This window comes from Paucibacter sp. Y2R2-4, from assembly GCF_025717535.1.
Classification (GTDB): domain Bacteria; phylum Pseudomonadota; class Gammaproteobacteria; order Burkholderiales; family Burkholderiaceae_C; genus Paucibacter_A.
Genome location: NZ_JAJIRO010000002.1, coordinates 733,727 through 750,066, shown reverse-complemented (window position 1 = coordinate 750,066; position 16,340 = coordinate 733,727). Strand labels below are relative to the sequence as shown.

Genomic DNA, 16,340 nt, shown 5'->3' with positions numbered 1-16,340 from the left:
CTGCTGTGCACGAGCGACCTGCGAAGGCCTCTCGTGCTTCAAAGCCAATCTTGATGCGAGCTGCTTGCTCAGACGCGGCTTTCAGTGCTTTGCCGGCGGCGCCGGCTCGCACCCGCCACCAGCACCAGGCCGAGTAAGCACAGCGCATAGCTGGCGGGTTCCGGCACCGGGCTGATCTGAATTTGCCCGGTCTGCGCCAGGCGGCTCAGGTCCAGTTGCTGACCATCCAGCCCGCTGACGACGATGCGGTCGGGGCTGAAGGAGCCGGTGAAGGACTGGAAGTCGAACAAGGTGTATTGAGCACCGGCCTGGGCCTTGAAGCCGGCATCGAACTGCAGATGCAAGGTGCCCTGGAAGTCGAGCTGGCCGATGTGCAGCAGCTGGTCGAAGTCGGGGCTGGCCGAGGCACCGCCGAATTCCAGCGTCAGCACTGACTTGTCGCCAAAGCTCAGATTGCCACTCCCAAAGTCCACCGCAGCAAGGCCTTGACCCGGCTCATAGCCGGCCTTGAACTGGATCTGCCCCGCGTAGCTGCCGGTGCCGCTGACGTCGCCCAAGAAGCTCAGCGTGCCGCTTTGCGCGTTGACTTTGCCCTCGTTGATGAACTGGCCTTCCACGCGGGCGTCACCCAAGCCGAGCAGCTCGGCGCCTTGGCCCAGCTGAGTGCCGTTGACCGACAGCAGCCGCGCGCCCGTCGCCAGCTCGGTGCGGCCATTCAGGTGGGCCCTATCGGCCGAGAGCAAGAGCGCGGTCGCGCCCGCGGCCACGTTCAAGGCGCCCGCGTGGCTAAATCCACCCGCCTGGTTGGCATCGCCCAAGCTCAAGCTGCCGCCGCTGGCAAGGATGCGCGTGGCTGCGTCGCCTTGGATCGCACCGTTCACTTGGCCAAAGCCCTGCAGCTGCTGAACGCCCTTGAGGCTCAGCGCCGCATCGCCGCTGTTCACCATGCCGCCTTGCAGGGCCAAGGTGCCGGCCGACAGCTGGCCGCCATCCAAGAGCAGCTGGGTGTTGCGGCCCACGTTCAGCGTTTGGGCCACTTGCAAGGTCTGGCCTTCGCCGAGCACGGTCAGCTTCTTCAGGCCGCCTTGGCCCAGGCTGGCTCCGGCCGGGCCACTGATGGCCAAGGTGCCACGGTTCCAGCGGAGCTGGCCGGCCAGCTCAGCCCCGAAGCTGTCGGTGCGCAGCACGCCGCCGTCCAGCAGCACGCTGCCGGTCCCAAGCTGGATGGCCTTGGCGCCCACTTGCCCGCCGTCTTGAATCGTCAGCGATGCGTTGCCCAGAGCCAGCGTGCCGGCGACATCCAGATGGCGTCCATTGGCATACACCTGCTGGCCGCCGATCCAGGCGTTGTCCAGCGCCGCATCACCGCGCAGCGCCAGCGTGCCCTGCTGCCAATCGAAGCGACCGCTCTGCGCCTGTTTGGCGTCGATCTCAAGGCGGCCGCCTTGCAAGGCCAGCGTGCCGTAGTTCAGCGCTGCACCTTGGAGCTGCAGGCTTTGGCCGCCGGCCACGCTCAAGCGGCCATCGACCGTCAATTGTTTGCCGCTGTCCAGCAGCAGCTGAGCCGACAAGCCGTCGCCCAGCGCCGCATCGCCATGGATCACGACGCTGCCACTGCGCCAATCCAAGGCGGCTGAACCCGGGCTGGCGTGCAAGGCATTGACCTCCAGCGTGCCGCCCTGGTGTTGCCAGGCGCTGCTGCCGTCCAAGGTCATTGCGCCGTGCACGCGCAGCGTCTGCTGGTTGTTCAGCGGGTTCGCGGCAGCGGCGGCGAGCAGGCCTTGCGAGCTGCGCGCATCGCCGTGCAGAGTCAGCGTGCCGCTTTGCCAGACCAGGCTGCCGCCAATGTCGGCCGAGGCCACGCTTTCAAAGCTGCCGCCGGCCAAGAGCAGGCGCTGTGCCTGTAGGCCGCCCGTGGCGCCCAGTTGCAGGCTCTGCCCGCTGTTCACGCTCAGCTGCCCCTGGACGGCCAGATGCCGGCCTTGGTCAAGCGTGAGGGAGGCAGCCAGCAAGCCCTGGTTCAGCGCGGTGTCGGCGCCTAGCTTCAGCTGGCCGTTCTGCCAATCCAGCCCGGCCATAAAGCTGCCGCCGGGGGCGCTGAGGCTCAGCACGCCGCCATCCAACAGCAGGCGGGCGCCCGCACCGAGATTCAGGCTGCCGGTTTGCAGCTGGCCGCCCTGGCTCAGCTGCAAGCTGCTGACCGTGCCGTCATGCCCCAGCGACAAATCGCCGACATTGCGCCACAGGCTGCCCGCGCCACTCACGCTGGCGCTGCCACCCAACAGGCTGGCACTGCCGGTTTGCAGCTGGCCGCCTTGCTCCACGATCAGCAGTGCGCCGTTGAGCGTGGTGTTGGCCGTGCCCTCCAGCAGCGAGCCGCTGCCCGCCACCCGCACATCGGGCGCATCGCCAGGGGCGCGTGGGGTCGTGTTGCTGATCGAGATCTTGTTCAGTCGGACCCGGGCCCCGTCGGTGATGTCCACTTGGCTGTTGGCGGCGAGCAGGCTGCCCGCGCCAGCCTTGCCGTCCAGCGTGGTGTTCTTGCCGGTGATCAGCAAGCGCGAGCCACCGCTCAGCGCCAATGCGTCGACCGTCACCGCCGTGGAGCTGCCGCCGCCGCCCAGCTGCAGCGTGCTGGTGTTGCCGCCGCCCCCCGCTTGCAGCGTGATGTTGTTCAGCTGGGCGCTGCCGCTGAGTTCGCCCCTGCCAGCGACCAGGTTCAGCGATCCGCCGGTGATGCCGCCGCTCAGGCGTGCGCTGCTGTTGCCGTCCAGCACCAGGGCGCCGCTGCTGTCCATTTGGATGGCGCCAGCCAGATCGGCCGAGCCTTGCACCGTCAGCCGCCCGAGGGCGCCGATTTGCAAGGGCGCGGCCTGCGCGCTGCTACTCAGCGAGCCCTGGATGTTCAGCGAGCGCTGCGCCGTCAAAACCGGCATTTTTGCCAGCCAAGCTTGGCCCAGCTGGGCGTCGCCGCTCAAGGTGAGAGTGCCGCCTTGCCAGTCGAAGCTGCCGCCGATGTCGGCCTGGGCCCCGACCGCAAAGCTGCCGCCGGCCAGCGTCAAACCTTGCACTTGCAAGCTGCCGCCCTGGGCCAGCTGCAGGCTTTGGCCCTCGTTCACCGACAGCCGACCGTTGACGACCAGCTGGCGCCCCGCGTCCAAGGACAGCGAGGCGGCCAACAGGCCTTGGTTCAGCGCTGTGTCTCCACCCAGGCTCAGCCGGCCGCTGCGCCAGTCCAGTCCAGCCATGAAGCTGCTGCCCACCTTGTCGATGCGCAGCTGGCCGCCGTCCAGCAGCACGCTGGCGCCCGGAAGGACGTCCAAGAAGGCGGTGTGCAGCAGGCCCTCGTCACGCAGCGTCACACTGCTGAGATTGTCCCCACCGCCCAATGTGAAAAGGCCGGTGTTGTTCCAGACGCTGCCCTGTCCGCTGACGCTGCTTTTATTGCCCGAGCTACCGCCGAAGGTGTTGGTTTGCAGGCGGCCGCCCGCAGCAACTTCGACTGAGCCTGCCTGGAGTTGCATCACATTTACGGTGGCGATGCTGCCGGCGTTGCGAACGTTCAAAACGGTGCTCGCGGCTGCAAGGTCACCGAACAGTTGGCCACCTTGTTCTATCGTGAATCGGCTGAACCGGACTTGTTCCTTTTGCAAAAATTGGAACTTTGAGCCGCTGCCAGAAACCAGGATGCTGGCTCGATTCGCGCCGGAGCCACCCATTTTCAGCCCATTGGTACTCAGCTGTGCGCCATCCAGCACGCGTACCTGCGTTTCTGCGCTTAATCTCAAATCGCCCAGCTGCCCTGACTTGACCGTGGTGTTGGGCCCTGTCACCAGCAACTCGGTCCCGGTGGTCACGTAGATGTTTTCGTACTGAACCGTGGTGTGGGTGTCGGAACGACCCAGTTGCACAGCGCTGCTCCGGTTGTCCCCGTCGGTTTGCAAGGACAGCAGCCTCAGCTGCGCATTGCCGGTGATTTCGCCACTGCTGCCGTTGAACTCGAGGCTGCCGTTCTCTACGCCGCCGCTGAGGCGCAAATGGCCGCCATTCCATACGTTTAGCCAGCCACCGGACTCCATCCGAAGCAGTCCCGAAAGTTCGCTTGCGCCTCTTGTCAGGCTCAACGAGCCACGATCGAGAATGCTGACCTCGGCTGTGCTTTTCCAAGGTGTGGCCACCTCCAGGTAGCCGTCTTCGACGCGCACGCTCAGTGCAGCGTCCAAGGGGGTACTGAGCGTCAAGACGCTAGAGCCCTGCTTGAGCAACTGCCCGCCCCCAGAGATCGCGCCTGCAAAGGTCAGGTCGGAAGAACGGTTGAAGGCGAGGCTGGCGCCGGCGTCCACCTGCACCGGTCCCAGGATGCTGCCGCTGCTGCCGCCATTGCCGATGGCCAAGGTGCCCGCCGCCACATGGGTGCCCCCTGTGTAGGTGTTGTTGCCGCTCAGAATCTGCGTGCCGCTGCCGACCTTGGTGAGGCGGCCCGGGCCGAGCGCGTCAGCCACCACGCCGGCAAAGCTACCGTCCAGATTACTCACACCCAGGGTGAAGGTCTGGTAACCCGTGCCGCTGGTAGCGCCGGTGCGGATCAGACCGTTGCCGTTCAGGGCGCCGACCTGCACATTGGCGTTGCCGCCATCGAAGATGCCGGTGCCGCTGACCTTCAAATCGGCCTTGTTGTTTCGCCAGTCGTCGCGGCCCGAGGCGCCGCCGTAGAAAGTACCCGCCTGGATGTCAATCAAGCTGCCCTCGAGCAGCGCGAAGGTGAGCTTGGCGTTGCGCCAGCGGATCGCACCGGCCCCGGTCTTCACCAACTGGCCCTGGCCGTCAAAGACGGTGTCGCCCCATTGCAGGCCGTAGTCGCGGTCGAAATCGTCGTTCAGCGTCAGCGGCAGGCCCGGCTTCAGTGTGATGACGGTTGCGCCCGTGGCGGGCGCCATCGGCAGCGCCGCAAAGGCCAGAGCCAGGCTCAAGGCCAGGGGGCGGGCGATATGTCGCTGCCTTGAGCGAGTGGCGCTTGCGAGGACGGGCTGAGTCGGATTCATCGGTGATTCCTAAGGCTGAATGCGGGATGGCAAGCGCCATCCTGCACAGGCAGCGTTGAATCAGCGTTGAACGATCAAAAGAGTCGGCTCTGACCGGGTGTTCTCTGTGACGGCGGCGGTCAGGAAGATGGGGAAGCCGGGCAAACCGGAGAATTCGGGCAAACCGCGGTTCGGCCTTGAGTTCCAAGGCCTCATGCCACCTGATCCCTTGACTGAGTCTCAAATTCAGGCCTGACCCTCTTGCTCCACGCATGAGTCGAATGGGGTGCGATCAGGGCTGCGGCCGCATGAACTCCGAATGCCGCCCTCGGCCCTTCTAAAATCTACCCCTCATCCCGCTTGCCTTTTCGCAGGCCCCGATCCCTCTCGCCGCAGCGCCACCCCTCATGCCCAAATCAACTCACAAACCATTCGTCATCGGTGTCGCAGGCGGCAGCGGCAGCGGCAAATCGACGGTGACGCGCCAGGTGGTGGCCGCCATCGGGGCTGAGAACGTGGCGGTGGTGATGCAAGACGACTACTACCGCGACCAGTCCCATATGCCGGCGGAAGACCGGCGCAAGCAGAACTACGACCACCCGGATGCCTTTGACTGGCCGCTGATGACCCAGCACCTGGCGGCGCTGCGCAAGGGCGAGGCCATCGCCATGCCGGCGTACGACTTCGCGGCCGACAACCGCTCCAGCGACACCATCACCGTGAACCCCGCGCCTATCATCGTGGTGGAAGGCTTGTTCGCCCTGTACGACAACAAGCTGCGCAACATGATGTCGCTGAAGATCTATGTGGACACCGCCTCCGATGTGCGCTTCATCCGCCGCCTGCAGCGCGACATTTCGGAGCGGGGCCGCAGCACCGAGTCGGTGGTGAGCCAGTACATGGACACCGTGCGCCCCATGCACAAGCAGTTCATCGAGCCCACCAAGCGCAACGCCGACGTCATCCTGCCCCACGGCGCCAATGGCCCGGCGGTGGACATCATCACCACCAAGGTGAGGAGCTTGTTGCAGGAGATGGGGCGAGGGTGAGTGGATGCGCCCAAGCGCGGGGTTTAAGCATCAACACCATCACTTTGGGATCGCTTCTGATGATCAAGTCGAACGCAGTGTTTGTTTTCGCCCTCGTGCTTGCGAATGCGTGTGGAGCGGCACCCAGCGCTGAACAGCAAGGTGGGCGCGAAATTGTTTATCGCTTTGGCGAGGGATATACCCAAGCCGCCATTGACTTGGCCGCACCGTCCAAGGTGAGAACACTTCGGGCGGAAGCTGCCCTGGTCAGAAAGGAATTCCGAGGCTCGGGAATTGCTGCCTCTTGGCTGGTGTCGCCGGCCGCACCAGGTAAGCAAGCTCCCATAGCCCTGCGGGTCAGCCGCCCCGGGCATCTCGTCAGCGACCTCTATATCGGCACATCAAGCCCGGCGGATATTCAAAAGCAACTCGGCGCCCCCGACGAAAGCGGCCCCAACTGGATGGCCTACCGAGGCCTTGCGGAGATCTGCAGCGACAAGTTCACCTTCAGATTCGGCATGGGCAAGCTGAGTGAGGTGGAGTGGGATTGGTGTACTGACTGAGCGGTCCGGCGCACAGAGCGGGGGGCACAAAGAAGTAGTGATTCCCATCAACTAAATGGCCATCGCCACCGCATAGAACACTTCAGGGTCTGGCCGCTGAAGCTCAGGAACCGACGCAGGGTCAAGTCTTAAATCGTTAACAGCAGAAAGGTCGGTCTAATGATTAAAGACCTGACCCCAGGCTTGCAGGCTTGTAGGGTGCAAGGCGCGGGTCAAGAGGAGAATTCGGCGAGGCCATCTGGGCTGCAAATAAGCCATGGCCCTCAAGCCCCGATGGGCTACACCCGTGAGTCGAATGTGTTGCCCTGTAGATTTCTCGCCAGGCTCAGACTGGCAGGGGACATCGCCCCAGCCAGACGACTCAGTTTGCTTCAGCGGGCAGCGCGTCGGCGATATCCGGCAGCCATGCCCGCAGCAGCAGCCAGCAGCAGCGCCAGGGACCCAGGTTCCGGCACATTGTTGCGCTGATCGCTGGAGAGTGAGAAGGCGTGCTCTACGCCATTCGAATTCCACGGGGTGTTGCCTTCATAGAGTTCTTGGCCTGTGCCGCCCACGCTGTCATGCGACCCAACCCAGTAAAGGCCAGCACGTTGAGAAAAATCTTTCGCTGCATGGATACCTAGGTAGTAAGTTTGCCCTGCAGTCGCCGCGAAATCATTGAGATCAAAGGTGAATGCGTAGACGGCCGAGTTGAAAAACGACTGACCCGAATCAACTGCGCTGGAAATGCCAGAGCCGCTGGCCAACAGCGCATCTGGTTGGCTACCGGCGCTGCTGTAGATGCCCCACTGCCAGTTGCCGTCCCACACCGCAGGTACCGCGCCGGCAGTCACGCCCATGTACACGGTGGCTGAAGTCAGTGTTGCGCTGGCGGACAAGGTAAAGTCCTCCGCCTGCAACCACTTGGTAGCCTCGTTCCCATTATTGGACAGATTGACATTGCTGTAGACGAGGCCCGCTTGCGCTGCTGAAAAACCTAGCGCGAGGACTGCGACTGCCAAAACCTTCAAATTCTTCATTGCTTTTCCTTCCGACTGGGATTGAATTGGTGGCGGCTCTACTGATTGAGTAACGGTAGCAGGTATGTCTCGACGTGACCTCCCCCTGACCGAGGGGCTCGCGAGTGAGGAGACCTGAGACAAACGTACACCTAAAGCCGCTGTGCAAATTTCGTTGTCAGATTTCAAGTTGAAAGGGTAATCACTGATTCTCGGGTGCTGTAGAGAGTCACTCGGTCACGAGCTTCAAGTTCCGCCGAGAAATCCGCCGTCAAATGCTGTCTGGCACTTGGGGTGAGCACGGTCAGCCTGGGCTCGAATGGGCCAATAGTCGAGGCCTGCAGTGCCCGAACTGGCAATTCATCAATGATCAAAATGCAACCTCAACACCGCCTGCCCCGCCCCCAAGCTGGCGCTGCTGAGCTTGTCTGCTAGGTGGCGCATCAACACACCTGACACGCGGGCCATGGCGGCGTCGAGTTGGCTTTCGATATCGACATCGTCTTCATCGCTGTTCATCAGCGCATCCAGATCCAGCGGCACAGCGGCCGCATTGCCCGCTGAGCCATCGCCCGGCTCGGCCGCAGCGCCCACCCGCAGCGGCTCGCCTTCGTGCAGCAGTTCCAGGTCGAAGTTGAATTCATCAAAGCTGCCGCGTATCACCAGCAGGCGGCCGCCGCCTGCGGCTTGTATCGCTTCGCTGGCTTCCAGCGCGGCCAGGGCGGCGCGGCGGACGATGTCCATGCGGGCGCCCCAGGCGCCGCCTTGGCGCTCCACAAAAGCGGTGAGCTGGTGGCTGATGGGCCCGAGGCGCGGGTCCAGCTCGCAGCTGGCACGCAAGCGGGTGCCCAGGCGGAACAGCAGGTTCAGGCCCATCACGCAAACGCCGGTGACCACAAAGCCGTCACCGGCCAGCATGGCCAGGCCATCGGGCAGGCCTTGGCTCAGGCCCGGCATCAGCATGGTGGCCAGGCCGGCGCAGAGTGACAGGCCCACCATGAAGATGCCCCGGCTGTCGAGCGCGCGGGTGGCAATCATCTCGATGCCGGAGACGATCAAGTACGCGGCAGCATAGAGCGAGATGGCGCCCAGCACGGCTTGCGGGATGAGCGTGAGCGCCATGGTCAGCAGCGGGCTCAGGGCCACCAGCAGCAGCAGGGCCGCGCAGGCCAGGCCGATGTAGCGGCTGCTGGAGCCGGTGGCGTGCACCAGGGCGATATTGGCCGAGCTGGGCGCGGTGGGGAAGCTGCCGAACAGGCCGCTCACAAAGTCGCTCGCGCCATTGGCGCGGATGCCGCGGCCCACCATTTGCATGTCGGCGCGGCGCCAGTCGGCGTTGTCGGTCTTGTCCATCACGATCAGGCAGCCAATGTTGTCCAGCTGGTTGAGCGTGGCGATCAGCACGATGGCAAAGATGATCTCGGGGCCGAGGTTGAAGCTGGGCGCAATGGGCTGCGGCAGGGCCAACCAAGGCGCGCTGTGCAGCCACTCCAGGCCCAGCAATCGGTCGCTGAGCGCGGCGATCAGCAGGCCCATCAACAAGCCCGCCAACACGCCCAGCAGCTTGAAGCGCCGCCCGCCCCAGACCGAGAGCACGACGATGCTGGCCAGGGTGGCGCCCGAGATGAGGGCGCTGATGCCGTCGATCTGCAGCGTTTGCAAGTTGCCGGCCACCGGGGCCGTTTCATGGATGCCCAAGGCATTGCGCATGGCCGGCTCTACCAGCCCCAAGCCACCCATGCACACCACCGTGCCCACCACGGTGGGCGGGAAGAGGGCGCGCAGATGGCGCATCAGCGGGCCCACGCAGAGCGTGACGCCGGCGGCAATCAGGCTTACCTGCACCAGGGAGCCCAGGCCGTAGCTGGCGATGGCCGCGCCAGCCACGGTGATCATCATCGGGTCGGGCTGGAAGACCAGCAAGGTGCCGCTACCCCAGCGCCCGCCCCAGGCCTGCAGTGCCGTGCCCATGGCCATGCCCAGCAGGGTCATGGCGACGATGGAGTGGGTTTGCGGCAGGCTCAAGCCCGCGATCTTGGCGGCGGCCAGCACATGGGCAATCAAGGCCAGCACCGTGGCCGCATGTTGCAAGGCCAGCAGGCCGAGCGCACCACGCGGCGGGCATTCATCGGCCGCGTAGATCAGCTCGAAGGGCCGGCGCACCGGCTTGGACGGGGGCAGCCAGCGGCTCAGAGCTTGCATCACAGTGGGGGGCCTCAACAATCAGTTCTTGGGTGAGGGAGAGAAGGCGGGCGAGGTGTTGTGCGCGGCCGCGTGCATCGATGCTTGCGAAGCGGCGGGGCTGTCCAGCAGCAACACATAGCGCCGCGCCAGCCAGACGCAGCGCTCAAACACCGTGGTGGCGCTGAACACGGCCTGGCGCAGGCCGGCGTCCAGCTCGCTGCCTTGCAGGCGGCGGCGTATGCCGTCCATCAGCTCCGAGCGGTCGTGGGTGAGGCTGCGCAGCAGCTCCAGGTCTTCGGCGTCGGGCTGGGCGAGTGCGGCGGTTTCGGCCAGGGTTTCCAACATCATGTGGAGGCTTTGCACCAGCTGGTCCAGCAGCTGTGCGACGGTGGGGTCGCCCATGGCGGCCTGGGTGCTCTGGTGCAGCTCGGCCAGCGACTCTTGCAGCGAGCCGAGCAGGCGGTTGCGGTCGCGCAGCACCATGCTGCGCTCCAGCACATCGCGGCTGCGCTGGCGGTCGGCCAGCTCCACCAAGAACTGCTCGCAGAGCTGCAGCACCTGGCTCTCGGCGGCCTGGCGTTTGTCTGCCGAGGCCAGGGCGGCGGGGGCGTCTTGCCGCAGTGCGTCGAGATAAGCGGGTAGGCAGGCGAGCAGGCGCTGCTGCTCTTTGTCGGCCAGCAGCAGGGCGGTTTCGGCTTCGTCCAGCGCTTCGTCGTGCACAAAGTGGGGCTTGCTCAGGTTCTCTTGCAGCGAGGGCGCAGCCCAGGCTTGCAGCCAGCGCAGGCTGGGTTTTTCTAGCGCGCGGCTGCCCAGGTCGCTGAGCACTTGCACCACCATATAGAAGGCTGCCAGCCGCGCGGGCAAGCCCATGTCAAAGTGATCGAGCAGGCGGCCGAAGGGCTCGTCCAAGAGCCAGCGGTTGCAGGCGTAGAAGATGAAGGTGAGCAGCAGGCCCTGCAGGCGCAGCAAGACCTGGAACAGCACCAGCTGGCGCGCGCTGCCTTGCAAGCGGCCGGCCAGGTTCCAGGCCGAGGCGGCTGAGCCCAGGCCGGCGCCCATCACCAGCATGGCGCCGCCGTTCCAGCCAATCAGGCCGCCGGCCGCCAGGCTCATGGTGATGACCACCACCGTGGTGGACGACTGCGCGGCCCAGGCCACCGCCGCGCCGATGAAGAAGCTGGGCAGCAGCCAGACGCCCAGCTCGGCGATCTGCTCGCGCAGCCAAGGGGCGGTGCGCAGCATGGCCGCGCCGGTCTTGATGAAGTCGGTGCCCAGGAACAGCAGGCCCAAGCCCAGCAGCGCGCCAACGGCGTGGCGCCAGCGGGTGGATTGGTCGATCTGCTGGTAGTAGGCAATGCCCGTCAGGCCGACCAGGCACAGGGCCAGAGCATGCAAGTCAATGGCGGCCACCAGGGCCAGCAGCGAGGTGCCCAGATTGGCCCAGCGGATGATGGGGAAGGCACGCTTGCGGTCCATGGCCCCGGCGGTGACCAGGGCCACCAGCACATGGATGACGGCGTTGACGCTTTGCATCACTGCGCCGGCCAGCAGGCCGAACAAGGCCAGCGAGCCCGCGCTGGTGACGGCGCGCGCAATCAGCTGGCGCAGGCGGCGGCCGATCACCTGACGCAGATTGCTGCTGATCAGGCGAACGCCGATGAAGAACAGGCCCAGCCCGGCGAACAGGCTGAAAAAGATGCTCATGAAGGAACCGTGGGAATTCGCAGTCAGGCGCTCAACTGGCGAAGACCCTCGGCGCGGTCGGTGACGCTGTCGATGATCTTCAAGAAGCCGCTGATCTCAAACACTTCGCGCACATGCTGGGGCAGGCCGCAAAGCAGCAAACGGCCCTGCGCTTGCTTGGCGCGTTTGGCGGCCATCAGCACCACGCGCAGGCCGGCGCTGGAGATGTAGTCCACGGCGGCAAAGTCCAGCAGGGCGCGGGCGCCGGGCGTGGCGAACAGGTCTTGCACGGCTTGCTCAAAGGCGCCGGCGGTGGCGCTGTCGATGCGGCCTTTGAGACTGAGCAGGCGGCTGCCTTGTTCATCGCTGCTTTGGTGTTCGAAGCTCATGGGGGTGTCTTTCTTTGGGTCGAATTCGGTAGGCAGGCAGGACGTTGGCCTCAAGGCTTCTTGAGGGTTTTGAGCAGCACGATCAGGTTGCCGCTGCCGTCGTAGAAGGCGCGCACTTCGTCCATCATGGTTTTGACCATGTGCACGCCCAGGCCGCCGACGGCACGTTCTTCCACGCCGGCGTCCAGGCTGGGCTCGGGCGCTTCGACAAAGGGGTCGAAGGGCGGGGCGTCGTCTTTGAGGATGATTTCCAACCACTCGTCCGAGCGTGAGAGCCGCACATGGATGGGGCGGTCGGGCGCGCCGTGCAGGCCGTGTTGGATGGTGTTGGTGATCAGCTCTTCCAGGCAGAGGTTGACGGCAAAGGCCAGATCGGGCCGCTCGGCCAGGGCTTCGTCCACCGCTTCGGCCAGCGGCGCGATCTCCTCGACGCGGCTGTCCAAGCGGTACTCCAACAGCAAGGTTTTGTTCTTCAGTTCCAGGGGGGTGTGGCTCACGGTCAGAGCTCCTTGGGCTTGGGGGCTGGCGGACAGGTCGGGGGAATCGGTGGGGGCTTCGGCCAAGGGCTCGCCCTCGGTGCGTGGCTTGCCGCAGAGCAGCAGGGCGGTCAGGTCATCACTGGGTTCGGCGCCACCGACGAAGTCGGCCACATCGCGCACCAGGCTGGCCAGCTTGGCGGCGGCTTGGGGCTCGCGGCTGTTGCGCAGCCAGGCGATCAGGCGCTCTTCGCCATAGGCGCGTTCGGCGGCGTCAAAGGCTTCGGTGATGCCGTCGGTGTAGAGCAATAGGGTGTCGCCGCTTGCGAGCTGCGCGTGGCGGCGGCTGTAGCTCATGCCGGGCAGCACGCCCAGGGCGATGTCGCGCGCGCAGTCCAGCGCCTGCACCTCGCCTTGGGCGCTGCGCAAGAGCGGCGGCGGGTGGCCGGCGCTGGCGTAGGCGAGGCTGCCGTCGCGCGGGTCGTAGATGCAGTAGCAGGCGGTGACGAACAGCTCCATGGGGTTGCGCCCGCTGAGCAAATCATTGGCACGGGCCAACACTTCTTCGGGGCCGAGTTCGTCTTGTGCCAGGTCTTGCAGCACCGTGCGCGAGACCGCCATGAAGAAGGCCGCGCCCACACCTTTGCCGGCCACATCGGCGACCAAAAAACCCCAGCGGCCACCCGAGAGCGCGAAACAGTCATAGAAATCACCACCCAACTCGCGCGCCGGGTGCATGCAGGCTTGCATGGAGAAGTCCGCCGTGTCGGGGAAGTGCTGCGGGAGGATGGCCTGCTGCATATCGCGGGCCGACTCCAGCTCTTCTTGCACGCGCAGGGCGGCCAGGTGCAACTGGTCGTTCTTGTCGGCCAACTCCAGGGTGCGCTGTTGCACCAGGCGCTCCAGCTCGCGCTGGCGCGACTCGTTTTGCTCGCGGATCACATCGAGCAAACGCCCCACCTCAGAGGCCACGGTGTTGAAGTTGCCCGCCACCAGGACCAGCTCGTCTTGGGTGTCGATGTGGATGCGGGTGTCCAGCCGGCCGGCGCAGAAGTCTTGCGTGCCTTGTGAGAGCCGGCGCAGCGAGCGCAGGGTGGAGACATAGATGCCGGCGAAGAGATAGGCAATCGCCGCCATCGCCCCCACCAACAGCGCGCCCACCTGCCACTGGCTGCGGCGCAGCTGGGTCAGGCGCTCTTGCAGCAAGGCGTCGGCCTGCACGGTGCTGGCCACCAGCAAGGCTTGGGCTTGGGCCAGATTGGCGCTGGCGATGGGGCGCAGCTCGGCAAGGGCTTGGGGCGCATCCAGCACTTTGTCGACGGCGTCTTGCTGGCGTTCGATGCGGGCCAGCAGTTCGTCCAGTTGGGCCTGCAGGCCAGCGCGGTCGCCCGGCGCCAGCAGCTGCTGCATGCCGGCGCGCAGGGCGGGCGTGGCCTCGCTCAGCACCACTTGGGCGGCCACCGCGTAGCTGGCCATGCTGTCGCTGGACAGGGCCAGCGCGTCTTGTTGCTTGGCCAGGGTCTCCATCAGCAGGGGCAGGCGGTGGCTGAGCATTTCAAACGCCGCGTCCAGCTTGGGGTCCACATTGAGGCGGTGGGCGCGGGCGCTTTCGCGCATCAAGGCCAGCAGGGCGTTGATGGTGCCGGTGTGGGCGGCAAAGCGGCGCTGGGCATCGTCCTCTTGCGCGCCCAGGTCTTGCAACTGCTGCCATTGCTGCTGCAGGCGCTGCGCCAGAGCGGGCAAGGTGCTGGGCAGGGCGCTGACGGATGGGGCCTGGGTTGGCGCCTGCGGCGCGGACGCCCAGCTCAGCAAGGCTTGCAGTTCAGCGTTGGCCGCCTTGACGGCTTGGGCGTCGCTGCGCTCGGCCTTGAGTTCACCGCGCTGGCGCACCAAGGTGTTGAGCACGCTCGCTTGTTGGGCCAGGGCGGCCAGGCCGCGGCGCTCCAGTTCGGCGCTTTGTGCGTCTTGGCTGGCCTTGCGCAGCAGCGGCCAGCTCAGCATGGCCAGGGCGACCAGCATGACCGCGCCGACCAGCAGGAACTTGCGCGAAAAACTCAGCCGCCCCGACAGCCAACTGGCCGGCGCCAGCAGGCGCAGCCAGCTGGTTTGCGTGCGGCCGAGGTCGGTGGCGGCAGTCGTCACAACAGTCAGTCCAGATTGGCGGTCAGCAGGACTTTCACGCCCGCGCCGCTGGGCTTGCGTGAGACGTAGCCAATCGCGCCCGGCGTGCTTTGCACCAGGCGAGTGACTTCTTCATCGCTGTCCACCTGGCGCGGCGGCAAGCCCATGCCGGTGAAGCTCTGGCGTGCCCAGAAGGCGCGCAGCTGGCCAGGGCTGCGGCCGGTGACCTGGTCATAGAAAGCGCGGCGCAGGCCGCTGCCCTCGCGCAGGTCGATGGGCTGGATAGCTTGGCCATCGGGCCAGTTTTGTTGCTGGCGCAGATAGATCTGCGTCATGCGCTCGGGGCTGATCTTGTCCAACGCCACGTCTTTGTGGGCGATCACGACCAGTTCGTTGGCGGCCAGCGCAGGCTGTGACGAGGCAAGCCAAAGCAGGGTCAGCAGAGCAAATAAGGTGGAGGTCGTACGGGGCGACAAGTGTTTTGCGAAGTTCATGTCCATGCCCTCCTCAGAACACCGCGTCCAGCGTGACGCTGAACAGCTGGAGCTTGTTGTCGAAGGGCAGCTTAGGCACGGCCAGCGGGCCAGGCGTGTTGGCATTGGGCGTGCGCACCAAGTCGAGCTGGGTTTTGATCGCCATGTTCTCGCGCCAGTCCCAGCGCAGGCCGAAGCTGAGCGAGCGGCTGCTGATGTCGGCGAACTGCTGGGCCTGGTCAAAGCCCTGCTGCAGCTGGCTCAGCCCGGCGTCGAGCTGCGGGTTCAGGCCGGTGGGGGCCAGCGTCGAGGTGTTGAGCTTGGCGCTGGAGCGCTTCAGCTGGGCCACATTCAAATAGGGTGTGAAATCACCGAAGCTGCGCGCCAGGGTGAGGCTGTAGCCGGTGCCGCGACCGACCAGATCGTTGCGCGGGTCCATCCAGGTCAGCTCGGCCAAGAGGCGCCAGCGCTGCCAGTTGCCGTCCAGGCCGACGCTGGTGTAGATGGGGCGGTTGTCGAAAGGGTTGCGCAAGGCGTCCAGTCCCTGTGCCTTGGCCTGCAAGGCGGCCGCCATGGCCGGTGGCAGCATGGGGTTGAGGGTCATCTGCTGCAAAGCGCCGCTGAGCTGGGTGAGGCCGGTGTTGATTTGAGTGACTTGATCGGAGCGCAGCACATAACGGTCAATCTCGGTGCGTGAGACGCGCAGGGTCAAGTCTTGCAGATTGGCGCTGAGGCTGAAGCCGAGCAGGCCGCGCAGGCTGGCATCGGCCGACAGGGCGGGCGAGAAGTTGTTGAAGCGGTGGGTGTAGTCGTAGCGGCCGCCGAAGACCTGCGCCAGCAGGCTGGCGTCGCCCAGGTTGAGGCGCCACTGCAGATCGGCACCGTCCAAGCTGGCGACGCTGTTGATCACGCCGTAGATGGTCGGAGAGGGGCGCACGGTCAGATTGGCATAGCCGATCTCGGCAATGCTGGAGTCAAAGAACAGCGGGCTGCGCATGCGGCCCAGGTTCAGGCTCAGACCTTGGCCCAGTTGCTGGCGCAGGGCGGCGATGCGCAGGCGCGGCTGCATGTCTTCGCCGGCTCGCGCCACGCCTTGCACTTGAAAGGTGGTGCTGTTCAGCGGCTGCCATTCCAACTGCAGACCCAGCACGGTGTCCATATTGGCCGACCAGCCTTGGTACACCGGCTTGAGCTGCGAGAAGGAGGTGACGGCGCCGGCCGTGGCGTTGTCGTTGTGGGTCAGACCCAAGGTGGCAAAGCCAGAGAAACGCAGCGGGTTGCCGCGGTTGTCGTTGCTTTCTTCGGCCGCATAGGTCCTGGCGCCGGCCAAAGAAAGGCTCAGGCCCAGGCTTACCAGCGCCCAGGCGGCCGGGCGCCTGTGTTGTTTTGGTCTTGTCCGCATCA

The 16,340-nt window shown here is 65.5% G+C and carries 10 protein-coding genes; 2 read left to right on the top strand and 8 right to left on the bottom strand.

The window, feature by feature from the left end; genetic code table 11:
* Positions 1-68 precede the first annotated feature (68 nt).
* On the bottom strand, positions 69-5,042 hold the full coding sequence (locus LNV06_RS10235; RefSeq protein ID WP_263538144.1) for an autotransporter-associated beta strand repeat-containing protein: 4,974 nt from the start codon (positions 5,040-5,042) through the stop codon (positions 69-71).
* A gap of 386 nt (positions 5,043-5,428) precedes the next feature.
* Between LNV06_RS10235 and udk the strand changes: the two genes are divergently transcribed.
* Together udk and LNV06_RS10225 are read left to right on the top strand one after the other, a co-directional pair.
* Positions 5,429-6,070 carry a uridine kinase gene (udk, locus tag LNV06_RS10230; RefSeq protein WP_263538143.1) on the top strand — a complete coding sequence of 214 codons (642 nt, stop codon included), beginning with the start codon at positions 5,429-5,431 and terminating at the stop codon, positions 6,068-6,070.
* 59 nt (positions 6,071-6,129) lie between these two features.
* The gene (locus LNV06_RS10225; RefSeq protein WP_263538142.1) at positions 6,130-6,612 is read left to right on the top strand and encodes a hypothetical protein; all 483 of its coding nucleotides are present in this window, start codon (positions 6,130-6,132) and stop codon (positions 6,610-6,612) included.
* A 371-nt stretch (positions 6,613-6,983) separates the two neighbouring features.
* On the opposite strand, the gene LNV06_RS10220 is transcribed toward LNV06_RS10225, so the two are convergent.
* The 7 genes from LNV06_RS10220 to LNV06_RS10190 all read right to left on the bottom strand — a co-directional run bounded on the left by LNV06_RS10220 (position 6,984) and on the right by LNV06_RS10190 (position 16,338).
* On the bottom strand, positions 6,984-7,631 hold the full coding sequence (locus tag LNV06_RS10220) for a PEP-CTERM sorting domain-containing protein (RefSeq protein WP_263538141.1): 648 nt from the start codon (positions 7,629-7,631) through the stop codon (positions 6,984-6,986).
* 342 nt (positions 7,632-7,973) lie between these two features.
* Positions 7,974-9,812, bottom strand: a complete 1,839-nt coding sequence (locus tag LNV06_RS10215; protein WP_263538140.1) for a uracil-xanthine permease family protein — start codon at positions 9,810-9,812, stop codon at positions 7,974-7,976.
* Positions 9,813-9,833: 21 nt separating this feature from the next.
* Positions 9,834-11,498, bottom strand: a complete 1,665-nt coding sequence (locus tag LNV06_RS10210) for a Na/Pi cotransporter family protein (RefSeq protein ID WP_263538139.1) — start codon at positions 11,496-11,498, stop codon at positions 9,834-9,836.
* Between the two features lie 23 nt (positions 11,499-11,521).
* A complete protein-coding gene (locus tag LNV06_RS10205) occupies positions 11,522-11,866 on the bottom strand; it encodes an STAS domain-containing protein (RefSeq protein ID WP_263538138.1) in 345 nt (114 codons plus the stop codon).
* Between the two features lie 50 nt (positions 11,867-11,916).
* Complete coding sequence (locus tag LNV06_RS10200; protein WP_263538137.1) at positions 11,917-14,484, bottom strand: SpoIIE family protein phosphatase; 2,568 nt, start codon at positions 14,482-14,484, stop codon at positions 11,917-11,919.
* A gap of 5 nt (positions 14,485-14,489) precedes the next feature.
* Complete coding sequence (locus tag LNV06_RS10195; protein ID WP_263538136.1) at positions 14,490-14,957, bottom strand: substrate-binding domain-containing protein; 468 nt, start codon at positions 14,955-14,957, stop codon at positions 14,490-14,492.
* A gap of 13 nt (positions 14,958-14,970) precedes the next feature.
* Complete coding sequence (locus LNV06_RS10190; protein ID WP_263538135.1) at positions 14,971-16,338, bottom strand: hypothetical protein; 1,368 nt, start codon at positions 16,336-16,338, stop codon at positions 14,971-14,973.
* Positions 16,339-16,340 lie beyond the last annotated feature (2 nt).